Here is a 22671-nt window from a genome sequence, read left to right on the forward strand (position 1 = left end):
CATTCCGGCCTCTCCCCGCACGCGGGGAGAGGCGAAAGAGGCAGCGGAGAGAGTCGTTAGACATTTGCCGCCGCGTTAATCTCGACGCTGGCTTCCACCTGCACCTCGACCTCTGTCACCGAGAACAGGTCCCGCTCCGGCTCGACGGTCCAGGGCATGTGCTTGGCGCGGGCGGCGGCGACGGGGGCGAAGAAGCTGCGGTGGTGGATGGACGGACCGAGGCGGTCGAGGGCGTCGAGATGTTCGGGGACGGCATAGCCCTTGTGCTGCTCGAAGCCATAGCCGGGGCAGTCCTGCGCCAGCGCGCACATCAGCCGGTCGCGCGTGACCTTGGCGACGATGGATGCCGCGGCGATCGACAGCACGATGCCGTCGCCGCCGATCACCGCCTCGCAATCGCATTCCGTGTCGAGCCGGTCGCGGCCATCGACGAAGACGTGCCTGGGCGCCTCGGGCAGCGCCACCACGGCGCGCTTCAGTGCCCACAGCGAGGCGCGCAGGATGTTGTCGCGGTCGATCCGCGACCGCGAGGCGACGGCGACCGAGACCTGCGCGGTGGCGCAGATCTTGTCGAACAGCTTCTCGCGCTCCTCGGCGGTCAGGCGCTTGGAATCGTCGATGCCGCGCGGAATGCGGTCGGGATCGAGAATCACCGCTGCCGCCACCACGGGACCCGCCAGCGGGCCGCGGCCGGCCTCGTCGCAGCCGGCGACCGGCCAGACGCCGCGCTTGATCAGCGCGCGCTCGCGGCGGAAGCTGGGGGGAGCAATGGCAATGATACCTTTCTTGCCGGCAGCAACCTTCGGAGACTTGACTGCAGACGCCTTGACTGCAGACGTTTTGGCCGCGGGCGTCTTGGCCTCATTGGCGGGCGCGGCCTTCTTCGCCGCCTCCTTCTTTGGCGCGTCTTTGGCTGGGTTCTTGGCGGACTTGTCCCGAATCATGGCCGGGATCGTGCGCAAGGGGCTTCGACAGCGCAACCGGGAACCCAGGATAATTCCCGTTATTCAGGCTGGCCGCCCCTACTCCGCCAGATGCACCCGCCGGTCCTCGCCGACCTCGATGCCGGGCGCGACCACGACCTCCCAGACATGTCGGTCGGGATCGGCAAAATAGCCGCAATAGCCGCCGTAATCGGTCTCGTGCGCCGCCTTCAGCAAGGTGGCCCCCTTCCCGATGGCGAAGGCCAGCACCTTATCGACCTCCTCGCGTGTCGCGCAATTCCAGGCCAGCGTCGTGCCACGAAAGGTCGCGGGCCTCGGCCGGTCCGGCAAGGATGCGTCGGCCGCGAGCCGATCCCAGTGATAAAGCGCGAGCACCGGACCGCCGGTGTCGTAGAACGCGACCGCCTCGCCGGTCGCCTTCAGCCGGCGCGAGAAGCCGAGTGCGTCGTAAAAGGCGATGCTGGCACGGATGTCGCTCACACCTAACGTAATGACGGTCAGTCGCGGCACCGGCACGGCGAGTTCCTGATTCATGCTATGCCTCTCCACCTTCCCGGTCAGAACAGGCTGAGCTGATCGCCGTTCCGCTTCGGCCGCGCAAAGTGGTCCGTGGTCAGCTTGGAGCGCCGCTTGTTGAGGCCGAGCCTGTCGCAAGCGATCTCGAAGCGGCGGCCGATGGTCCAGGCCATCGGGCCGGTGCCCTTCATCCGCTCGCCCCATTTCGCATCGTAATCGCGCCCGCCGCGCATGTCGCGAATCAGGGTGAAGACGTGGCGATAGCGGTCCGGATAGTTCGTCATCAGCCATTCGCGGAAGAGATCGCGGACCTCGAGCGGCAGCCGCAGCAGCACGTAGGAGGCTTCCTTGACCCCCGCATGGGCGGCGGCATCGAGGATACGCTCGATCTCGGAATCGTTCAGCGCGGGGATCACGGGCGCGACCATGACGGTGGTGGGAATGCCGGCCTCCGAGAGCTGCTTCAGCGCCTCCAGCCGCTTCGGCGGTGTCGAGGCCCGCGGCTCCATGGTCCTCGCCAGCTTCGGATCGAGCGAGGTCACGGAGATCGCGACCTTGGCGAGGTTGCGCTTGGCCATGCGCTGGAGAATGTCGATGTCGCGCACGACCAGCGCCGATTTGGTGACGATGCCGACGGGATGGCCGGCGCGTTCCAGCACCTCGAGGATGCCGCGCATGATTTTGCGCTCGCGCTCGATCGGCTGGTAGGGATCGGTGTTGGTGCCGATCGCGATCATCCGCGGCTCGTAGCCGGGTGCGGCGAGCTCCTTCTCCAGCAGCGAAGGCGCCTCGGGCTTCACAAACAATTTTGACTCGAAGTCGAGCCCCGGCGACAGGCCGAGATAGGCATGTGTCGGCCGCGCGAAACAGTAGACGCAGCCGTGCTCGCAGCCGCGATACGGATTGATCGAGCGGTCGAAGCCGATGTCGGGGGAATCGTTCCGGGTGATCACCTTGCGCGAGGTGTCCACACCGACCGTGGTCTTGAATGGCGGCAGCTCCTCCAGGCTCTGCCAGCCGTCATCGAAAGCGACGCGCGCCTCGGCCTCGTAGCGACCGCTGGCGTTGGATTGTGCGCCCCGCCCTCGCCGGCGCGCGCGGTCGATGGCGACGCCAAGCTCGGGGAAATCTGAAGGCGCACCCGCCGGCTCGGAGGGCGCCGTGACCGGCGGGTGCTTGAGAGCATGAGAGGATGCTGGACTCATGAGGCCAAGATAGCACGCATGCGGAACAAATCAAGAACGCAAACAAAAAACGTGAAAACAACCCCATGCAAAGTAGCCGCCTAAATTTCGGGCGCGCGCCTTTGACCTCACGCAACACGCCCGTCACGACGATTTCGTTTGATCCCGCACAGGGATCGATCGTGCCGGAACAAAGTTGGTGACGATCGCTGGGTGAAAGCCGACAGGAACATGACAATTCAACAAAAAACGGCCGCCGCGACCGCCGACCTCGATCTGCTCGATCGCTATTGGCGCGCCGCCAACTACCTCTCCGTCGGGCAAATCTATCTGCTCGATAATCCGCTACTGCGCGAGCCGTTACGGCCCGAGCACATCAAGCCGCGCTTGCTCGGCCATTGGGGCACGACGCCCGGCCTGAACTTCATCTACGCCCATCTCAACCGCGTCATCCGCGCGCTGGACCTCAACGTGATCTATGTCTGCGGTCCCGGCCATGGCGGCCCGGGCATGGTCGCCAACACCTATCTCGAAGGCAGCTACAGCGAGATCTATCCCGACATCGCGCGCGATGCGGACGGATTGCGCAAGCTGTTCAGGCAGTTCTCCTTCCCCGGTGGCATCCCGAGCCATGCGGCGCCGGAAACGCCGGGCTCGATCCACGAAGGCGGTGAACTCGGCTACGCGCTGGTGCACGCCTATGGCGCGGCATTCGACAACCCTGATTTGATCGTCGCCTGTGTGGTCGGCGACGGCGAGGCCGAGACCGGCCCGTTGGCCGCGTCCTGGAATTCGAACAAGTTCCTGAACCCGGCCCATGACGGCGCGGTGCTGCCGATCCTGCATCTCAACGGATACAAGATCGCCAATCCGACCGTGCTCGGACGGATGCAAGATGCGGAGATCCGCGATCTCTTCCATGGGTTCGGCCATGAGCCGCTGTTCGTCGCGGGCGATGATCCCAAATTGATGCACCACGCCATGGCGGATGCACTCGATGTCGCGCTCGCCAGCATCCGCTCGATCCAGCAGCACGCCCGTGACGGGCGCACAAGCGTCGAGCGGCCGCGCTGGCCGATGATCGTGCTGCGCAGCCCGAAGGGCTGGACCGGCCCGAAGGAGGTCGACGGCAAGAAGGTCGAGGGTTTTTGGCGCGCGCATCAAGTGCCCGTCGCGAGCTGCCGCGAGAATCCGGCGCACCTCAAGGTGCTCGAGGACTGGATGCGCAGCTACGAGCCCGAAAAGCTGTTCGACGCGAACGGCGCGCTCATTCCCGAGCTTCAGGCGCTCGCGCCCGAAGGCGTCAGGCGCATGGGCGCCAATCCACATGCCAATGGCGGCCTCCTGAAGAAAGAGCTGAAGCTGCCCGACTATCGCAGCTTCGCAACCGAGGTGCCGCAGCCCGGCGGCACCGTAGCCGAAGCGACGCGCGAGCTCGGCAGATTCCTGCGCGACGTCATTCGCCTCAATGCGCAACAGCGCAATTTCCGCATCATGGGCCCGGACGAGACGGCGTCGAACCGGTTGGACGCGGTGTTCGAAGCCACCGAACGCGTCTGGATGGAGCCGGTCGAGCCTTACGACGTGCATCTCGCGCAAGATGGCCGCGTGATGGAAGTCTTGAGCGAGCACCTCTGCCAGGGCTGGCTCGAGGGCTATCTGCTCACGGGGCGACACGGCTTCTTCTCCTGCTACGAGGCCTTCATCCACATCGTGGATTCCATGTTCAACCAGCATGCCAAATGGCTGAAGGTCACGCACGACCTGCCGTGGCGCCGCCCGATCGCATCGCTCAATTATCTGCTGACCTCGCATGTCTGGCGCCAGGACCATAACGGCTTCAGCCATCAGGACCCCGGTTTCGTCGACCTCGTCGCCAACAAGAAGGCCGACATCGTCCGCATCTACTTCCCGCCAGATGCCAACACGCTGCTGTGGATCGCCGACCATTGCCTGCGCACCTACAACCGCATCAACGTGATCGTCGCCGGCAAGCAGCCGGCGCCGCAATGGCTCTCGATGCAGGATGCGGCGACGCATTGCGATGCCGGCATCGGCATCTGGACCTGGGCCGGAACGGAGGACGGAAAGGGCGAGCCCGACGTGGTCATGGCCTGCGCCGGCGACGTGCCGACATTGGAGACGCTCGCCGCCGTCGACCTCCTGCGCAAGGCGCTGCCGGACTTGAAGATCCGCGTCGTCAACGTCGTCGACCTCATGACGCTGCAGCCTAAGGAGCAGCATCCGCATGGCCTCTCCGATCGCGACTTCGACGGCCTGTTCACATCAGACAAGCCTGTGATCTTCGCCTATCACGGCTACCCTTATCTCATTCACCGGCTGACCTATAATCGCACCAACCATGCCGGCATGCATGTGCGGGGCTTTGCCGAGGAAGGCACCACGACGACGCCCTTCGACATGGTCGTGCTGAACGAGCTCGACCGCTATCACCTCGCCATCGAGGCGATCGAGCGCGTGCCTGGGCTTGCGACCAGGGCCGCGCAGGTGAAGCAGCAATTCCGCGACAGACTGATCGAGCACTCCCGCTATGTCCGCGAGCATGGCGAGGACATGCCCGAGATCCGCGACTGGGTCTGGCCGAACAGCGCCGGCGGCAACACGCCGACTGAGGCTGGCGACTAGCCATGTCGGACACGGTCCTCGTCCTCAACTCGGGATCGTCAAGCATCAAGTTCGGCCTGTTCGATGTCTCAGGCACCGAGCCCGCTCTGCTCTGCAAGGGCCTGCTCGACGAGCACGAGACAAGGCCGCGGCTCGTGGTGAAGGGCCCGGCCGGCGAAGATCTGCTCGAGACACGGAGGGAGGCGCCGGACGCTGCTGGCGGCCATCTGTTCGCCGACGTACTCGCCTTCATCGAGGACCGGTTCGGCGAACGCAGCCTGCGGGCCGTCGGTCACCGCATCGTTCACGGCGGGCCGGGTTATTCAGGCCCGGTCGTCCTGACGGACGACATCACCGCGAAGCTGGAGGCATTGACGCCGCTGGCGCCGCTGCACCAGCCGCGCTGCCTCGCGCCAGTCCGCACGCTCGCGGCGATCCGGCCCGAGCTGATCCAGATCGCGTGTTTCGACACTGCCTTCCACCACGGCCTCGCACCGCCGGCGAGCCGCTTCGCCATTCCCGAGCGATTCGAGGCGCGTGGCGTCAGGCGCTACGGCTTTCACGGCCTCTCTTTCGAATATATCGCGGGACGCCTGGCCGAGATCGCGCCGGAGCTCGCGTCCAGGCGCACCGTCATCGCGCATCTCGGCAACGGCGCCAGCCTCTGCGCATTGCGCGACGGCCGCAGCATCGACACCACGATGGGGCTGACGCCGCTCGACGGCCTCGTGATGGGCACGCGCTGCGGCACGATCGATCCCGGCGTGCTGCTCTATTTGCAACAACACGAGAACATGTCGTTCGAGGAGGTCCAGCACCTGCTCTATCACGAGTCAGGCCTCTTCGGCGTCTCCGGCACTTCCGCGGACATGCGCACGCTGCTGGCGAGCGGCGAGGCTGCGGCGCGTGAGGCGGTCGATCTCTTCAACTTCCGTGCAGCGCAGCAGGTCGCGATGATGACGACCACGCTCGGCGGCCTGGACTGTCTGATCTTCACCGGCGGCATCGGCGAGCATGCCAAGGAAATCCGGGGCGCGATCGGCGAGCGCTTGGCGTGGCTCGGCGTGCGCATCGATGCGGCCGCGAATGGCGAAGCGCGCGAGCGGATCAACGGGGACGACAGTGCTATTGAAGTGTTCGTCATTCCAACGAACGAGGAACTGACGATCGCGCGGCATTGTTCGGCGGTGCTGCGAGCGATGGGAGCTCCAACGACTTAGCGGATGAAATACGGCCGGCAGCTCCGCGGATCCCTTCTCCCCTTGTGAGAGAAGGTGGCGCGAAGCGCCGGATGAGGGGTTTCCGCGTTCACATAAGCAACGAGTTCGCGGAGGCAGACCCCTCACCCGAATGAGTTTGTGTCTCCTAGTATCGCTGCCCTCTCCCACAAGGGGGCGAGGGCACAGTCACGCGCATCTCGCCCGCGGATTCTAATGCGTGCCCGACCAAATCTGAAAACACCCGATCGCGATCTCGATCACGATCAGCACCACGATCGCGACTTCGAGGCGCAGCGAGCGCTGGGTATCGATGATGTCGGTCAGTGCGTTGGCGGTCTCCGACACCGCGGTGAGCTTGCGCTCGAGCGTGTCGAGGCGCTCCTTCAACTCGTACTCGTCCTCGAGACGGGAATAAAGCCGATCGAGCTCGGGCTTCTCCCAGAGCACGTCAGGCTTCTCGGCGACCGCGACGCGGCCGGCGACGCGCTGCTGCACCAGCAGTGCATTGCCGATCAATTGCAGAATGCCCTTGCGCCGGCGCGGCGTACGGCCGTGTTCGGCGAGCTCCCGTGCAAACGGCTCGATCACATCGAAGACCGCAGCGACGCGGCGCTCGTCGCGCGCCAGCGACGTGCTCTTGGCGAGCGCATCCGCAACCAGCAGCAGCCGGTCGTCGGAGAATTTGGCGAGGCAGATCGGCCCGCCCGGCTGGATCGTCTCGGCGGCTTCTTCGTTGCAGAGCTGCGCCTGCGCGATCTCCTCCTCGTACGGGCTGAGCTCTCCGGTCACACGCGACTTCAGATTGTCGATGAGGACCTTCTCCTCGGACGGAAGCAGCCCGATCAGCACGACGACGCCGTAGCGAAAGATCACGGCAAGGCCGGCATGGACACGGAAGGCCGCCGGCGTCGAGGACACCAGCGTGCCGATCTCCAGGCTGGAAGCATTGATGCGGTCGCCCAGCATCAGCGCCCGGATCCGCAAGGTCGGCGCAGTCCCCTGCTTCGGCGATGTTGGCGCCGTGCCAACGGCGAGTTGATCGGCGTTCATGTGAGGTCTCTCCCGGGACCAAGATCGCACATCTTCGTTCGACCTTTCTTGCAAGCTGGATCCTCGTCTGAGAGGGACCGGCGGCCGCGCGCAGCGAAATGTCGCCACGAAGCTTCGGGTTAATACCGTCAGGATCAGCTTGTGCCGAAACATTCGGCAATATTACCAGCCCGCGCCTGACAAATTTGGCTGCGATGAACCAGCCGCAGTTTACCATCGCATGCCGAAGCGCCTTCCGGAAAGTTGCACTCGGCAGCGCGACGGGTTTATGACAACATCATGCAACGCTACGCTTCTCCCGAAGTGCAGACACTGAAGCCTCAATCATGCTGAGCGTCATCATTCCGACTGAAGGTGTCGAGCAGACGGCGGTCGCAACCCTGTCCGCGCTGGTCCCCGGCGCCGCCGCCGGCGTCATCCGGGAAGTGCTTCTGGTCGATGGCACGCGCAACGGCGTCATCGAGCGCGTTGCCGACGTCGCAGGCTGCCGTTTCATCGGGTTCGAGGGACCTTCGCAAGGCGCTGCGCTCGCCGCCGGCGCGCTCCAGGCCCGATCGCCATGGCTCATGTTCCTGCCTGCAGGCGCCGTGCTGGAAACCGGCTGGATCGAGGAAACCACCCAGTTCATCCAGGCCGTCGCCACCAGCGGCCGGGATCGTGCGGCGGTGTTCCGCTATGCGCGTTCGCCTTACGCAAATACCGCATTGCGCGACATCCTCTGGGCCGTGGCGCGCAAGCTCGTCGGTCCCCTGGGCGATCAAGGGCTGTTGATCGCACGTGATCACTACGACCGGATCGGCGGCTACCCGCCCCACGCGCGCCATTCCGAAGCGCGGCTGCTCCGGCGGCTCGGCCGGTCGTCCCGGACCATGCTGCGCAGCCGGATCGTCATGGTCGGCTGAAGCGCCGAGATACTTGCCAATGTCAAATAATTAATTGACAATGGCAAATATCGAGGTGATCCCATGCTGTCCAAATCTTCGCCATCAAACCCGGCGGTCGAACAGGTCGCCGACCACATCGCAGCGGTCCGCGCCTTCAACCGCTTCTATACCCGCAAGCTCGGCGTACTCGACCAGCACCTTGGCAAGAGCCCGTTTTCGCTCAGCGAGGCGCGCGTGCTCTATGAACTCGCGCATCGCGACGACCTTGCGGCAAAAGAGATCGGAAACGAGCTTGGTCTCGACCCCGGCTATCTCAGCCGCATCGTCCAAAGCTTCGACGAAAAGGGGTTGATCACGCGAAGGCCCCTGCCCGCAGACCGCAGGCAATACCAGCTCAGCCTCACCGCCAAGGGACGCCAGACCTTCGCCAAGCTGAACCTGAGCTCGCAAAACGAGGTCGCCGCAATGCTGGCTCGGCTTTCGCCCGGCGATGCGACGCGGCTCACGCAGGCGATGGCGACCATCGAGGCCGTGCTGGAGCAACGTCGAAGCCAGCCCGCGGCTTTCATGCTGCGCAGTCATCGCGTGGGTGACATGGGCTGGGTCATCTCCAGGCAGGCCGCCGCCTATGCCGCGGAGTATAACTGGGACATCGGCTACGAGGCGCTGGTCGCTGAGATCTGCGCACAGTTCATCAGGAACTACGACGCCGCGCGCGAGCACTGCTGGATCGCGGAAGCGGGCGGCGAGCCGATCGGCTCGATCTTTCTGGTCAAAGCCACGGACGAGATCGCCAAGCTGCGCCTGTTGCTGGTGGAGAAGAAAGCGCGGGGGCTCGGTGTCGGCCGCGCGCTGGTCGAGCAATGCATCCAAGGCGCACGCGAGCGGGGCTACAGCAAGATGACGCTGTGGACGCAGAGCATCCTCGTCGCCGCCCGCGGGATCTACAAGAGTGCCGGCTTCAAGCTCGTGAAGGAGGAGAAGCACCACAGCTTCGGTGCCGATCTGATTGGGGAGACGTGGGAGCTGGATCTCTGATGTCGCTGCGGGCGCGATGCGAATGAATGTGCCCTTTCCCCCTTGCGTCTCCGCCGGTAGACACGGGCTCGCTTGGGTGAGGGGTATCTCTCCACGCTCGCCGTACCGATAGATACTCCTCATCCGGCGCTTCGCGCCACCTTCTCGCACATCCGCCTTCGCCAAGGCTTCGGCGGACATGAGGGGAGAAGGGAAGAAAGCGCTTACACCGTCGCGCCCTGCGCCTTCGGCCGGCGCAAATGCTCGTCCAGCCGCGGCATGATCTCGACGAAATTGCAGGGGCGTGTGCGGTAGTCGAGCTGGGCTGCGAGGATGCCGTCCCAGCCGTCGCGGCAGGCGCCGGGCGAACCCGGCAGGCAGAAGATGTAGGTCGCGCCAGCCACGCCCGCGGTGGCGCGGCTCTGGATCGTCGACGTCCCGATCTTGGCGTGGCTCAGCATGTGGAACGCGATCGAGAAGCCGTCCATGCGCTTCTCGAACAGCGGCTCGATCGCCTCCGGCGTGACGTCGCGTCCCGTAAAACCGGTGCCGCCGGTGGTAATGACGACGTCGACGCCGCTATCTGCAATCCAGCGGCGGACGACGGCGCGGATCGCCTCGACGTCGTCGCTGACGATCTCGCGCGCGGCGAGACGATGGCCCGCAGCCAGGAGACGGTCGACCAGCGTCTGGCCGGACTTGTCATCCGCAAGCGCGCGCGTGTCGGACACGGTGAGCACCGCGATGTTGAGCGGGATGAACTGCTTTGTTTCGTCGATGGAGGCCATGATGCCGTCTCTCGTGTCCCGGACAAGGTGCGGCGCATCAGCGCCGCGCCGCAGAGCCGGGACCCATCCAGAGGCCTGGGAGACCGGCATTGTGGGCCCCGCCTCTGCAGCGCACCGCTGAAGAAGCGCTGCGCTGCGTCCGGGGCACGGTGTCGAAACTACAACGCTCCCGCGCCGAAGGTGTTGCAAGCCTGGACCGTGCCCTGCTGGTAGCCGGTCATGAACCACTGCTTGCGCTGCGCCGCCGAGCCGTGGGTGAAGGAGTCAGGCACGACGCGGCCGGTGGCCTGGCGCTGCAGCGTGTCGTCGCCGATCGCGCTCGCCGTGGTCAGCGCGGCGTCGATGTCGCCGGGCTCGAGGAAGTTCGGACGCTTCTTCGCCTCGCGATTGACCCAGACGCCGGACAGGCAGTCGGCCTGCAACTCGACCTTCACCTGAAGCGCGTTGGCCTCGGCCTTGCTGCCGGCCTGCTGCTGCAGCCGTGTCACGCGCGGAATGATGCCGAGCAGATTCTGGATGTGATGGCCGACCTCGTGCGCGATGATGTAGGCGGTGGTGAAATTGCACGCCGACTTGCCGGAGCAGCCGCGAAAGCGCGTCTCGACCTCGCGGAAGAAGGCGGTATCGAGGAAGATGGTCCGGTCGGGCGGACAATAGAACGGCCCCATCGCCGACTGCGCCATGCCGCAACGGCCGCCATTGGTTGCATTGCGGAACAGCACGATCTTCGGACCGGTATAGGACTGCCCGCTGGCCTGGAAGATCTCGCTCCAGCGATCGTCGATCTCGCCGAGAATGCCGGAGATCATGCTGCCCATCTCGTCGGTCGGCGCACCGCGCTTGCCGGAAGAGGCCTGACGATCGGTCTGGTAGGTCGGTGCATGGCCGCCGCCGGTGAGGATCTCGGCACCGCCGATCAGGATGCGCGGGTCGATGCCGAAGGCATAGCCGACCAAGCCGAGGATGATGATGGTGCCGATGCCGAGACCGCCGCCGCCCATCGGCAGGCCGAACCCGCCTCCTCCGCCGCCGCCCAAGCCACCACCTTCATCGCGACGATCCTCGATGTCGTCGCTGCGGCGGAAGTCATCGTAACGCATGGCGGCCTTCCCTTGGGGGTCCCTGATTCAGTTTCGACGGCGCACAATGGTGCGAAAGCTCAACGCGCCACACACGTAAAATTTCCGTTGCGTTTATCAATATCGTGGCCGGCAAAAATTGCCTAGTGCGACAGCATGTCGATGCCAGCAATTTTTTCCGCGGGTCGAGCAATTTTTTCCGAGGGAAATTTGCAGCCTTTTTGCAGCCATGATTGCTGCCGCGAGCCGAGCAAGCGCGAAATCCACTGTAAAACACGGCGAATGCACACGACAACGCGCGCACAAGCGGCGATGCACGGCCTGCTCACGAAAGCGGCGGGTTAAGTCGATTTTTACTTTGCCCCTTCAATGTAACGGCCAGTCGGTTGTTTGGTCCCGCGTCGCCGACAGCGTCGCCTGAGTCAGAGTTCTTGAGTCATGGTAGAGTCGCGTCGCGGGGCGTCTGCAAGGGCGCCCCGCACAAATTTTGAGTCCCCGTCGCATCGCATCATTCTCGGCGATTGCGTCGCCGAGATGTCGAAGCTTCAGGCAGGTAGCGTCGACCTGGTGTTCGCCGACCCGCCCTACAATCTCCAGCTCAAGGGCGATCTCAAGCGCCCCGACGAATCCCATGTCGACGCCGTCAACGACGATTGGGACAAGTTCGATTCCTTCTCCGCCTACGACGATTTCACCCGCGCCTGGCTGCTCGCCGCCCGCCGCGCCATGAAGCCGTCGGCGACGATCTGGGTGATCGGCTCCTATCACAACATTTTCCGCGTCGGCGCGATCATGCAGGACCTCGGCTTCTGGCTCCTGAACGACATCGTCTGGCGCAAGACCAATCCGATGCCGAATTTCCGCGGCCGCCGCTTCACCAACGCGCACGAGACCATGATCTGGGCCGCGCGCGACGAGAAGGCCAAGGGCTATACGTTCAACTACGAGGCGCTGAAGGCCGCCAACGAGGACGTGCAGGCGCGATCCGACTGGCTGATCCCGCTCTGCACCGGCGAGGAGCGCCTCAAGGGTGCCGACGGCAAGAAAGTGCATCCGACGCAGAAGCCGGAAGGTCTGCTCGCACGCGTGCTGCTGTCGTCATCCAAGCCCGGCGATCTCGTGATCGACCCCTTCAACGGCACCGGCACCACTGGCGCCGTCGCCAAACGCCTCGGCCGCTCCTATATCGGTTTCGAGCGCGACAAGACTTATGCGAAGGCCGCCGAAGCGCGCATCGCCAAGATCGAGCCGCTGCCGGAGGAGAGCCTTGCCCCGTTCATAACTGCGCGCGAGGCGCCGCGCGTTGCGTTCTCCGAGCTGATCGAGCGCGGCATGATCATGCCCGGCACGAAACTGTTCGACGCCAAGAAGAAGCTGGGCGCGCTGGTCCGCGCCGACGGCGCCATCGTGCTGGGCGACAAGGTCGGCTCGATCCACCGCATCGGCGCGGTGGCGCAAGGCGCCCAGGCCTGCAACGGCTGGACCTTCTGGCACGTCGAGACCAAGAAGGGTCTCAAGCTCATCGACGAGCTGCGTGCCGAGATCCGCGCCGGCATGGCGGCTGAGTAGTTTTCCTCCGCTCTCGTAGGGTGGGCAAAGGCGCTCTTGCGCCGTGCCCACGATCTCTCCCGGGGATATAGATTTGGTGGGCACGCTTCGCTTTGCCCACCCTACGGCGTCTTGAATGAGGCGGCAGCCAGGACTAGATTCGACCGATCAGCCCCGTCCTGACCGGTTGGGCTCCCATGCGACGACAGTCCGAGACATTGTTGCTGGTGCCGCTGCTGCCGATCTTCCTCGTCGGCATGTTTCCGATGTTCCTGATCGCGCTGCTGGGATTCTTCGGCCTCGCCTTGTTCGGCGTGCTCGTGGTCTGTGTCGGGCTCGCCAGCAGCAACGAGGCGCACGACAATTTCAACCACGACGTCATCGTGCACGGCTACGCGCGCCGATCGGAGCGCAAGGCGCGGGCGTCCGATATGCACCTCGCCGCTAGGCTCGGACTGCGGCTGGAAGCCGTGGGCGCGGCCATGATCATTACGGCTGCGGTCGGCCTCTGTTACGCTGGCTGATCTGCGCACCGCGCAGACATCGCCCGGCAAACTCGGCGGTTGCTCTTCCCGACCGGGTTCAGGCAAGAGGGGGCCGCGGCAATGACACCGCGCCCGCTCTCGGCAGCAAACATTGGGGAGATCGATGCTCAAATTCTATTTCAACGGATCGCCGAACCCGACCAAGGTCGCCCTCTATCTCGAAGAGGCGGGTCTGCCTTTCGAGCCGGTGAAGATCGACACCCGCAAGGGCGAGCAGTTCGCGCCGGAGTTCCTCAAGATCAATCCGAACGGCAAGGTGCCGGCCATCGACGACAACGGCACCATCGTGTTCGACTCGAACGCCATCCTGCTCTATCTCGCCGAGAAGACCGGAAAATTCCTCCCCGCCGCCAGCGTGCGCGGCGAGATGCTGTCCTGGCTGATGTTCATCGCGACCGGGGTCGGGCCATATTCGGGCCAGGCCGTGCACTTCAAGCATTTTGCGCCGAAGGACCAGAACCACGACTACGCCCATAACCGCTACCAGTACGAGACCGATCGCCATTACAGGATTCTAGACGGTCACCTCGACGGCCGCCGCTACATGGTCGGCGACAGCTATTCGATCGTCGACATGGCGCTGTGGGGCTGGGCGCGGATGGTGCCGTTCAAGCTCGGCGACGACGCCTTTGCGCGATACCCGAATGTGAAGCGGCTGGTCGACGAGATCTCGGCGCGCCCCGCGGCGGCGCGCGCCGTCGCGCTGAAGGATAAGTTCAACTTCAAGGCCGAGATGGACGACGAGGCGCGCAGCAACATGTTCAAGCACATGACGACCAAGGTGGCCTGATCGCGCCGCGCCGCTCTTCGAGGCCACGCGCATGCGCGTGGCCTTTTGCGTTTGAGACTCTAGGCGGCGTGGACCGAACTCAGGAACTTGGCCACTTCGAGCTTGAGGCGGCTGCTGTCGGCCGAGAGCGAGCGCGCCGCCGACAGCACCTGCGAGGAGGCCGAGCCAGTCTCGGAGGCGCCGCGCTGCACGTCGCCGATGTTGGACGACACGAGCTGCGTGCCCTGGGCCGCCTGTTGGACGTTGCGGGAGATCTCCTGCGTCGCCGCGCCCTGCTGCTCCACGGCGGCGGCGACCGTCGACGAAATCTCCGACAGCCGCTCGATGGTGCCGCTGATCTCCTTGATCGAGCCGACCGACTCCTCCGTCGCGGCCTGGATGCTGGAGACCTGCTGGGCGATTTCGCCGGTGGCCTTCGCAGTCTGCTCGGCGAGCGCCTTGACCTCGGAGGCGACCACCGCAAAGCCGCGGCCGGCTTCGCCCGCACGCGCTGCCTCGATGGTGGCGTTCAGCGCCAGCAGATTGGTCTGGCCGGCGATGGTGCTGATCAGCTCGACCACATCACCGATCCGCGCAGCGGCCTTGGAGAGCGCGCCGACGCGCTCGTTGGTCCTGCTCGCCTGACCGACGGCCTCGGTAGCGATGCGGGCTGATTCCTGCACCTGGCGGGCGATCTCGGAGACCGAGGAGGAGAGCTCCTCGGTTGCCGAGGCGACCGCCTGCACATTGGCCGAGGCCTCCTGCGACGCGCTGGCGACCTCCGTCGAGAGGTCCTGGGCCCGCGCGGCGGTCGTGGTCAAGGCGCCTGCGGAGGCTTCGAGCTCGTTTGACGCCGATGACACCGTGTTGACGATCTCACCGACCGCCTGCTCGAACTGATCGGCAAGGCTGACCATGTCCTTCTTGCGATTCTCGGCCTGCCGCGCCTCGAGCTCGGCCTGCTCGGCGCGCATGCGCTCGGTCTCGATCATGTTGTCCTTGAACACCTGGATCGCCTTGGCCATGTCGCCGATCTCGTCGACCCTGCCGCGACCGGGAATTTCGACCTCGAGATTGCCGCCGGCAAGCCGCCCCATCGCGTGCGTCATCGAGGTCAGGGGACCGACGATGCTGCGGGCGATCAGGAAGGCGACGATGCCGCCGAACAAGATAGCGAGGCCGCCGGCGATCTCCTGAACGGTCGTCGTTCCCGCGATCACGGCTTCTGCGGTGGTGCGCGACGCCTGATAGTCCTTCTTCAGCGTCGTTTCCGCGGCCTTGAGCTTGCCAATGCTGTCGACGATGAGAGGCGCGAGGCTCTTATGGTAGATCTCGTCCGCCTGAAGCATCGCTGCGGACGTCGTCTCGAACGCCGACTTGTAGATTCCGAGCGAGGTCTTCACCGGCGCGAGCGTGGCTCGCAACTCCGCCGCCTGAGGGCTCTTTTCGATCGCCGCGAGCCGTTGCGCTGCCCTGTCGACACTCGCCCTGAAATTCGCAGGCCCCTGGATGTCACGCACCGCCAGGAAACGCCAGTTTGCGACCCGAACAAGCAGGATCCTGGATTCGAGGTCTGCGACCAGGGCCGCGGTGTCTTCGTCGACGGCAGCCCGCGCTGCATCGACCAGCTTGCCCATCTTGACGGCCAGATCCTCCCCACTGGGTAGCAGCGTCGCCTTGCCCGTTCTCGCCTCGTTGACGGCGTCCCCGAGATTGTCACGCAGGCGTCGCATTTTGGCGATGTCGTCGATCAGGCCGTTGTAGAGCGCTCGCCGCTCCTCGGAGAGTGTCCCCTTCGCGCCAACCCGCAGCAGCTCGATCGCCGCGGTTTCCCGCTCTTGCGCCTCCTTCATTGCAGGTTCGTTGGCATCGTAGACATAGCGCAGATTGGCGCGCTGGATTGCCTGAAGGTGGGTCGAGATTTCCAGCACCCGCGCCGTGCTGTCCGAGAGGGCGGATTGTCTTGCGACCTGATCCTGGACCGCCCACAAATTCCAGACGGCAACCACCGCCATCACGAGACCAACCGCCACCAGGGCCATGAAGCCTGCGTACAGGCGTCCCCTGATCCGCAAACGAAACTTCGGCATTCCCACTGTCCGCCAAGATGCATTTCAATTCGAGCGGCCGAACAATTCCGGCGATCGTCACCGGCCACCCTGGCAGCCGCGCGTCGCGTCCTTGCGACCCACGCTGCACCGCGACACAATGAAGGACACTCGTTAATTGAACCTTCCCATTTTTCGCGCGCGCCAAAGTGGCGCGCACACAATCTGCTGATTTTATAGCCAGTTGCGTTACGCCTTCGGCGTAAGACGTGCACCCCCATGCAGAGAACCGCATGGAGTGCCCGAATGCGTGCTCGTTAGGCAGTGGCCTGCCGCAGCCCTGAATTCCCCCTCTCCATCTTCATTCTCGCCGGATGGGCCTCTTCAGCTCATACTCAATCTCCGAACGAGACATCCCGCAGTCCTGAAGTTCCCGCTCGCTCATGGCCGCGAGTTCGCAGCGCTGGCGAGAGCGCTGCCGTCGGACCCGGACCATCTCCGCCAGCGATCGGCAGATCGGCACGACCCATGCAAACCGGAGCGGACGCCTCCAGCCGGCAGACCAGATCGTGCTCAAGCCGCTAACCCGCGGCCCTCGCGGCCGCTTGTGGAAACGGACCGAGCGCCTTCTCCGTCAGGATCGAGTCGCAGTACTCGCGGATTTCCTTGATCTTGCCGTCGGCGAGGCGAAACACCAGGCAATAGTCGTTGTCGTAGCGCACGCCCTCGGGCGTGACGTTGTCACCCTTGGCCTCCACGACGACGATGTCGCCGTCGGCGATGAAGCGGTGGGCGATTGTTCGCGTGCGATCGCGCAAGCGCGTGCGCACATAGCCGTGCAGATCGTTGAGGATCGCCTCCTTGCCCGAAAAGGTCCGGGACCAGGAATATTGCCCGGTCACGATCCACTTGGCGTCATCGGCAAGACTGGCGCTGAACAGCGCGCGATCGCGTGCGGCCGGATCGGGATTGGCGGCGGCGGCGAAGATATCCTGCATCAGTTTCTTATTGGCGGTCGCGCTCATGGCGGCATCTCCGTGGTGTGACATCGCGAGGATCATCGCCGGCCGATCAGCATTCTTCAAATCGATAGTAGATATGATATATATTCGCCTTATGAATTTGAATTCGCTTGACCTCAATCTGTTGACCGCGCTCGACGCGCTGCTGCGCGAGGCCAATGTCAGCCGCGCCGCGTTACGGCTCAGTCTGTCGCAGCCGGCCGCGAGCCACGCGCTCCAGCGCTTGCGCGACATCCTTGGCGATCCGCTCCTGGTGCGCACCGGCGCGCGGATGGAGCTGACCCCACGCGCCGTGGCGCTGCGCGCGCCGCTGGCGCAGGCGCTCGACCAAGTGCGCGGGCTGTTCGTGCCGGATGAATTCGATGCCGCGCGCAGCGAGCGGCAATTCCGCCTGATGATGCCAGATCTCGCGGTCGAGCTGCTGATGCCGCCCTTGATGGCGAAGGTGACGCGGGCCGCACCGAACGTCCGCATCGACGTCGTGCCGTGGCGGGGGTCGGCCATCTTCCACGCCGAATTCGCCCGCACCATCGACCTCGTGATCTCGATCGGCAACGCCTTCAAGGGCTTTCACCGTCAGCTGCTCTATACCGACAGCGATGCGCTGGCGGTGCGGCGCGGCCATCCGTTGGGAACGAAGCTGAAGCGGCGCGAAACGTTCCTGGCCGCGCGCCATGTCGGCGTGATCATCCGTGGCAGCAATGAGGATTTGATCGACACCTGGCTGCGCACCAAGGGCATCGAGCGGCACATCTCGCTGGTGGTGTCAGGCTATCTCGAGGCGCTGCATGTCGCAGCCCGCACCGACCTCGTCGCCTTCGTGCCGCGCCGGCTGATCGCGGCGCTGTCGACACAGCTCGGCCTCCTCGCAGTGACACCGCCGCTCGACCCAGGGATCGACGAGCAGTTCATGTTCCACCCGACACGCGCGCAGATGGACCCCGGCTCGATCTGGCTGCGGCGACTGATGCTGGAGACCGGACGGGAGTTGGAGCAAGCCAAGCGCAAGCTCTCGTAGGGTGGGTTAGCCGAAGGCGTAACCCACCACTTTGGTTTCCGCAGCGACAGAAGAGGTGGGTTACGTTGCGCTAACCCACCCTACAATAGCTGCGGCTTACGCCTTCTGCGCGGCCATCACCTTTGCCACGGCGGGGCGCTCGGACATGCGTTTGAAATGGTCGGCGATCTTCGGCGTCGCATTGATGTCGACGCTGTCGCCTTCGAGCCAGGTCGAGAGCGTGTAGAGATAGGGATCGCAGATCGTGAATTGATCGCCCATCACCCACGGCCCCCTGAACATCTTCTGCTCGATGAGCTTGAAGCAGGCCGCCATGGTCTTCGGCACCATCGCCTTCATATCGGCGAACGAGCTCTCCTCCGTCGCCCAGCGCGCTCCGCGCATCTTGTGGGCGTGGTTGATGTGCACGGTCGAGCAGAGATAAGAGTTGAACGATTGCACCTGGGCGAAGTCGAAGGGATCGTCGAGCGGCGCGAGCTTCGCCTTGGGAAACACTTGCGCGATATAGGCCAGCATCGCCGGCGTCTCGGTCAGGACGCCGCGATCGGTCACCAGCGCAGGCACGCGGCCCTTCGGATTGATCGCGAGATAGTCCGGGCTGTTCTGCTGGTTGTCCTTGAAGCTCAGCCGTTCGGCCGAGTAGGCGGCGCCGGCTTCTTCCAGGGTGATATAGGTGGCGAGCGCGCAGGTGCCGGTGGCGTAGTAGAGCTTGAGCATGTCGGACCTCATGGGAAAGCTGAAAATTAACGGCTGTCGACCCCGACGTCCATAGCACGATACCCTGTTCGCAGTTGCCCACCTCCGCCCGGCTGTGCCAAGACGCCTGCAATTGGAGGGGTTTTCTCATGACTGTACTCATCGCCGGTGGCGGCATCGGCGGGCTGACCCTTGCGCTCAGCCTGCATCAAATCGGCGTTCCCGTGAAAGTGTTCGAGAGCGTCGCGGAACTGAAGCCGCTCGGCGTCGGCATCAACGTGCTGCCGCATGCGGTGCGCGAGCTGATTGAGCTCGGGCTGATGGACAAGCTCGACGCCAGCGGCGTGCGCACGCGCGAGCTCGCCTATTTCTCCAAGCACGGCAAGCCGATCTGGAGCGAGCCGCGCGGGCTGGACGCCGGCTACAAATGGCCGCAATTCTCGATCCATCGCGGCACGCTGCAGCAACTGCTGCTGGACACGGCGGTCGAGCGGCTCGGACGCGCAAATATCCTCACCAGCCATCATCTGACCGGCTGGACCGAGACGGCGGGTGGCGTGCGCGCCGACTTCATCGACAGGGCAACCGGCAAGGCCGCAGGCACTTACGACGGTGCGATCCTGATCGCCGCCGACGGCATCCATTCCGCCGCGCGAGAAAAGCTCTATCCCAATGAAGGCCCGCCGATCTGGAACGGCCGCATCCTCTGGCGCGGCGTCACGCCCGCGAAGGCCTTCCTGACCGGCCGCACCATGATCATGGCCGGCCATGAGATTCTGAAATTCGTCTGCTATCCGATCTCGAAAGAGCCGGACGCAAACGGTAACCACCTCATCAACTGGGTTGCCGAGCGCCACATGCCGCCAACCTATCAGTGGCGCCGCGAGGACTATAACCGCACGGCGCGGCTCGAAGAATTCCTGCCCTGGTTCGAGAGCTGGCAGTTCGACTGGCTCGACGTGCCCGGCTTGATCAGGAACTGCCCGCACGCGTATGAATATCCGCTGGTCGACCGCGATCCGGTATCGCAATGGACCTTCGGCAAGGTCACGCTGATGGGCGATGCCGCGCATCCGATGTACCCGATCGGCTCGAACGGCGCCTCGCAGGCGATCCTCGATGCCCGCGTCATCACCCGCGAAATCCTGGCGCATGGTCCGACGAGCGCCGCCCTGCTCGCCTATGAGGCCGAGCGGCGGCCTGCGACCACCGACCTCGTCCTGCTCAACCGCAAGAACGGCCCCGAGCAGGTGATGCAGCTGGTCGAGGAACGCGCGCCTGACGGCTTTGAGGTCGTCACCGACGTGCTGTCACAGCAGGAGCTGGAAGACATTGCCGCCAACTACAAGCGCGTCGCGGGATTTCAGGTGGAAGCGCTGAATGCCAAGCCGCCGATCGTCAGCAAGGATGCGAAACACGCGGGAATGTGAGTTAGCCAATCGTCGAGCCGCGGGCTTCTCTTCACCTCTCCCCGTAAGAACGGGGCGAGGGAGCGAGAGGCCGGTGCCCGCCTCACTTCACCACCCTCGCCGCCTCCAGCAGCCGCTCGCTCGCGCTTGCGGTTGCCAGCACGGTGCCGTCCTCCGCCATCAGCCTGCCCTCGACGAAGGCGATGGTCTTGCCGAGCTGCGTCACCCTGGCTTCGCCGATGATCGGTCCGGGCTTTGCTGGTGCCAAAAAATTTACGGTCATGCTGATGGTGGTGGTGTAGAGCCGGCCCTCGCTCATCACGAGCACCGCCGGACCCATGGTGTCGTCGAGCATGGCCGACAGCATGCCGCCCTGGATGAAGCCCGCAGGGTTGCAGAATTCCGGCTTGCCTTCGAAACCGAGCTTGATCCAGCCCTCCTGCGGACTGGCATCGAGCAGGCGCCAGCCCAATAGCTCGGCACAGGGTGGCCGTCGGAAGTTGTCGAGCGCGGTCTTGACCATGCGAGATCTCCTTTGCCCCCTGTTAGCGCAAGGTTGCTGACACCCTGCTGTCAGCAGGATGGATCCTAGAGACCCAATCCATGGGCGATGACCTTGCGCATGACGTTGGGCAGCGCCTCGCCGGCCAGGGTTGCGATCGGCACCCAGCGCATGCCTTCAGGCGCGCGGGTGCGGGCGTCGGCCTTCGCGGTGTAGACCACCAGCTCCAGCGGGAAATGCGTGAAGACATGGGTGACGACGCCCACCTTGCGCTGCCAGCGCGACAGCCCCTTCAGTGCGGGAGCCTGCTGCTTCGCCCTCGCATCGTCCTGATCGGCGAGCCAATCCGAGCCCGGCACCTCCGTCATGCCGCCGAGCAGGCCTTTCTCGGGCCTTGAGCGGACGAGCAGCTCGTCGCCACGCGTGACCACGAAAGCGGCGCCGCGCCTGAGCCTTCCGCTCTTCTTGGGCGCCTTGCGCGGGAACGCCTCCTGGGTGCCTTGCGCGCGCGCCGTGCAGTCCTCGTTCAGCGGACACAGCGAGCAGGCCGGCTTCTTCGGCGTGCAGATCGAGGCGCCCAAATCCATCAGCGCCTGTGCGCTATCACCGGCGCGGGAGTCCGCCAGCAGCATCGCAGCCAGTTGCTGGATCAAGGGCTTTGCCTGCGGGAGTTCTTCTTCAACAGCAAAGAGTCGCGACACCACGCGCTCGATGTTGCCGTCGACCGGCATGGTGCGGCGATCGAACGCGATCGCGGCGATCGCCGCCGCCGTGTACGGCCCGATCCCCGGCAGCGCGCGCAGCCCCTCCTCCGTGTCGGGAAACACGCCGCCATGCTCGCGCGTCACCGCCACCGCGCAGGCATGGAGATTGCGGGCGCGCGAATAGTAGCCGAGCCCCGCCCACATCCGCAGCACGTCATCCAGCGAAGCCCGCCCCAGTGCCGTGACATCCGACCAGCGCGCAACGAATTTTTCGAAGTAAGGACCGACCGCCTTTACCGTGGTCTGCTGGAGCATGATCTCCGACAGCCAGACGCGGTATGGGTCCGATGTCTCGCCGGGCGCGGCGCGCCAGGGCAGCCGGCGCCGGTGGCGGTCGTACCAGTCGAGCAGGAGTTTCGGGCGCGAAGGGGCTTCCGACTGAACTGGTTCCGACTTTGCCCTGAGGGCGGATCTACGGCTCATGATCTCAGTGTAGCGACGTCAGGCCAATCTCTCCACGTCATGCCTGCGCCGGTCGCGAGCATCCACGTCTTTCTTCGCGCTCCTCCGCCCGTAGTGCTATAGAGCCCCATGTCCAAATCCGGTCCCATCTTCAAGCCCGGTCCCATCAGCGCAAAACCGCTCGGGATCCTGCTCGACGACGTCTTCGCCGAGGCCTATGCCAAGCAGGGTTTTGCCGCGCGCGAGCTGGTGACGCGGTGGGCGCAGATCGCCGGGCCGGAGATCGCGGCCCATGCCGAGCCTCTCAAGATGCAATGGCCGCGGCCGGTGGAGGGCCAGCCACAGGAGCCGGCGACGCTGGTGCTGCGGGTCGAGGGGCCGATGGCGCTGGAGATCCAGCACTCGGCCGACGTGATCCTGGAGCGGGTCAACCGCTTCTTCGGCTGGAGCGCGGTCGGCAAGCTGGCCTTCCGCCAAGCTCCACTTTCGCGCGCCCGGCGCCGGGTGCGGCCCGGCCCGCCGGACCCCCAGAGCGTCGCCAAGGTGGCGGAGAGCCTGGGCGAAATCGAAGATGACGAGCTCAAGTCGGCGCTGGCGCGGCTCGGGGCCGCCATCAAGCGAAATTGAGCCTCATTCCGCGG

Annotated in this window: 22 protein-coding genes; 10 read left to right on the forward strand and 12 right to left on the reverse strand. The window is 64.9% G+C overall.

The window, feature by feature from the left end; all coding sequences use genetic code 11:
* Window positions 1-56: 56 nt before the first annotated feature.
* From ACVIIV_RS34680 to ACVIIV_RS34690, 3 genes are all read right to left on the reverse strand, one after another.
* The gene (locus ACVIIV_RS34680; protein ID WP_456748199.1) at window positions 57-944 is read right to left on the reverse strand and encodes a ribonuclease HII; all 888 of its coding nucleotides are present in this window, start codon (window positions 942-944) and stop codon (window positions 57-59) included.
* 78 nt (window positions 945-1022) lie between these two features.
* On the reverse strand, window positions 1023-1478 hold the full coding sequence (locus tag ACVIIV_RS34685; protein ID WP_456748200.1) for a VOC family protein: 456 nt from the start codon (window positions 1476-1478) through the stop codon (window positions 1023-1025).
* Window positions 1479-1501: 23 nt separating this feature from the next.
* Entirely contained in the window at window positions 1502-2665 is a 1164-nt protein-coding gene (locus ACVIIV_RS34690) for a PA0069 family radical SAM protein (protein WP_456748201.1), read from the reverse strand.
* A 210-nt stretch (window positions 2666-2875) separates the two neighbouring features.
* Between ACVIIV_RS34690 and ACVIIV_RS34695 the strand changes: the two genes are divergently transcribed.
* A complete protein-coding gene (locus ACVIIV_RS34695; RefSeq protein ID WP_456748202.1) occupies window positions 2876-5290 on the forward strand; it encodes a phosphoketolase family protein in 2415 nt (804 codons plus the stop codon).
* Between the two features lie 2 nt (window positions 5291-5292).
* Complete coding sequence (locus tag ACVIIV_RS34700; RefSeq protein ID WP_456748203.1) at window positions 5293-6489, forward strand: acetate/propionate family kinase; 1197 nt, start codon at window positions 5293-5295, stop codon at window positions 6487-6489.
* A 210-nt stretch (window positions 6490-6699) separates the two neighbouring features.
* On the opposite strand, the gene ACVIIV_RS34705 is transcribed toward ACVIIV_RS34700, so the two are convergent.
* Window positions 6700-7539: an RMD1 family protein gene (locus ACVIIV_RS34705; protein ID WP_456748204.1), complete on the reverse strand. Its 840-nt coding sequence runs from the start codon at window positions 7537-7539 to the stop codon at window positions 6700-6702.
* Window positions 7540-7865: 326 nt separating this feature from the next.
* On the opposite strand from ACVIIV_RS34705, the gene ACVIIV_RS34710 reads away from it, so the two are divergent.
* The gene (locus ACVIIV_RS34710; RefSeq protein WP_456748205.1) at window positions 7866-8441 is read left to right on the forward strand and encodes a glycosyl transferase; all 576 of its coding nucleotides are present in this window, start codon (window positions 7866-7868) and stop codon (window positions 8439-8441) included.
* Window positions 8442-8504: 63 nt separating this feature from the next.
* Window positions 8505-9461, forward strand: a complete 957-nt coding sequence (locus ACVIIV_RS34715; RefSeq protein WP_456748206.1) for a bifunctional helix-turn-helix transcriptional regulator/GNAT family N-acetyltransferase — start codon at window positions 8505-8507, stop codon at window positions 9459-9461.
* Window positions 9462-9664: 203 nt separating this feature from the next.
* Here the strand turns inward: ACVIIV_RS34715 and moaB are convergent, their stop codons facing one another.
* Both moaB and ypfJ read right to left on the reverse strand, forming a co-directional pair.
* Window positions 9665-10228, reverse strand: a complete 564-nt coding sequence (moaB, locus tag ACVIIV_RS34720) for a molybdenum cofactor biosynthesis protein B (protein ID WP_456748207.1) — start codon at window positions 10226-10228, stop codon at window positions 9665-9667.
* 158 nt (window positions 10229-10386) lie between these two features.
* Window positions 10387-11328: a KPN_02809 family neutral zinc metallopeptidase gene (gene ypfJ, locus ACVIIV_RS34725; protein ID WP_456748208.1), complete on the reverse strand. Its 942-nt coding sequence runs from the start codon at window positions 11326-11328 to the stop codon at window positions 10387-10389.
* Between the two features lie 417 nt (window positions 11329-11745).
* On the opposite strand from ypfJ, the gene ACVIIV_RS34730 reads away from it, so the two are divergent.
* The 3 genes from ACVIIV_RS34730 (at window position 11746) to ACVIIV_RS34740 (ending at window position 14190) form a co-directional block, all read left to right on the forward strand.
* The gene (locus tag ACVIIV_RS34730; protein WP_456748209.1) at window positions 11746-12876 is read left to right on the forward strand and encodes a DNA methyltransferase; all 1131 of its coding nucleotides are present in this window, start codon (window positions 11746-11748) and stop codon (window positions 12874-12876) included.
* Window positions 12877-13052: 176 nt separating this feature from the next.
* Complete coding sequence (locus ACVIIV_RS34735; protein ID WP_456748210.1) at window positions 13053-13379, forward strand: hypothetical protein; 327 nt, start codon at window positions 13053-13055, stop codon at window positions 13377-13379.
* A gap of 124 nt (window positions 13380-13503) precedes the next feature.
* The gene (locus tag ACVIIV_RS34740; protein WP_456748211.1) at window positions 13504-14190 is read left to right on the forward strand and encodes a glutathione S-transferase family protein; all 687 of its coding nucleotides are present in this window, start codon (window positions 13504-13506) and stop codon (window positions 14188-14190) included.
* Between the two features lie 59 nt (window positions 14191-14249).
* Here ACVIIV_RS34740 and ACVIIV_RS34745 read toward each other — a convergent pair whose 3' ends face one another.
* From ACVIIV_RS34745 to ACVIIV_RS34755, 3 genes are all read right to left on the reverse strand, one after another.
* Window positions 14250-16259, reverse strand: a complete 2010-nt coding sequence (locus ACVIIV_RS34745; RefSeq protein ID WP_456748212.1) for a methyl-accepting chemotaxis protein — start codon at window positions 16257-16259, stop codon at window positions 14250-14252.
* A gap of 319 nt (window positions 16260-16578) precedes the next feature.
* Window positions 16579-16713: a DUF1127 domain-containing protein gene (locus tag ACVIIV_RS34750; protein WP_456748905.1), complete on the reverse strand. Its 135-nt coding sequence runs from the start codon at window positions 16711-16713 to the stop codon at window positions 16579-16581.
* An 85-nt stretch (window positions 16714-16798) separates the two neighbouring features.
* Window positions 16799-17242 (reverse strand): nuclear transport factor 2 family protein, encoded by a 444-nt coding sequence (locus tag ACVIIV_RS34755; protein WP_456748213.1) that lies wholly within the window; start codon window positions 17240-17242, stop codon window positions 16799-16801.
* A gap of 91 nt (window positions 17243-17333) precedes the next feature.
* Here ACVIIV_RS34755 and ACVIIV_RS34760 point away from each other — a divergent pair, with 91 nt between their 5' ends.
* Window positions 17334-18257, forward strand: a complete 924-nt coding sequence (locus ACVIIV_RS34760) for a LysR family transcriptional regulator (RefSeq protein WP_456748214.1) — start codon at window positions 17334-17336, stop codon at window positions 18255-18257.
* 96 nt (window positions 18258-18353) lie between these two features.
* On the opposite strand, the gene ACVIIV_RS34765 is transcribed toward ACVIIV_RS34760, so the two are convergent.
* The gene (locus ACVIIV_RS34765) at window positions 18354-18974 is read right to left on the reverse strand and encodes a glutathione S-transferase family protein (RefSeq protein ID WP_456748215.1); all 621 of its coding nucleotides are present in this window, start codon (window positions 18972-18974) and stop codon (window positions 18354-18356) included.
* A gap of 128 nt (window positions 18975-19102) precedes the next feature.
* On the opposite strand from ACVIIV_RS34765, the gene ACVIIV_RS34770 reads away from it, so the two are divergent.
* On the forward strand, window positions 19103-20383 hold the full coding sequence (locus tag ACVIIV_RS34770; protein ID WP_456748216.1) for a flavin-dependent oxidoreductase: 1281 nt from the start codon (window positions 19103-19105) through the stop codon (window positions 20381-20383).
* A gap of 82 nt (window positions 20384-20465) precedes the next feature.
* Here ACVIIV_RS34770 and ACVIIV_RS34775 read toward each other — a convergent pair whose 3' ends face one another.
* Together ACVIIV_RS34775 and mutY are read right to left on the reverse strand one after the other, a co-directional pair.
* Window positions 20466-20885, reverse strand: coding sequence for a PaaI family thioesterase (locus ACVIIV_RS34775; RefSeq protein ID WP_456748217.1), 420 nt, complete (start codon window positions 20883-20885; stop codon window positions 20466-20468).
* A 65-nt stretch (window positions 20886-20950) separates the two neighbouring features.
* Window positions 20951-22051, reverse strand: a complete 1101-nt coding sequence (gene mutY / locus ACVIIV_RS34780; RefSeq protein ID WP_456748218.1) for an A/G-specific adenine glycosylase — start codon at window positions 22049-22051, stop codon at window positions 20951-20953.
* Window positions 22052-22159: 108 nt separating this feature from the next.
* Here mutY and ACVIIV_RS34785 point away from each other — a divergent pair, with 108 nt between their 5' ends.
* Window positions 22160-22657: a DUF721 domain-containing protein gene (locus ACVIIV_RS34785; protein WP_456748219.1), complete on the forward strand. Its 498-nt coding sequence runs from the start codon at window positions 22160-22162 to the stop codon at window positions 22655-22657.
* Window positions 22658-22671 lie beyond the last annotated feature (14 nt).

Source organism: Bradyrhizobium sp. USDA 4354, from assembly GCF_054060315.1.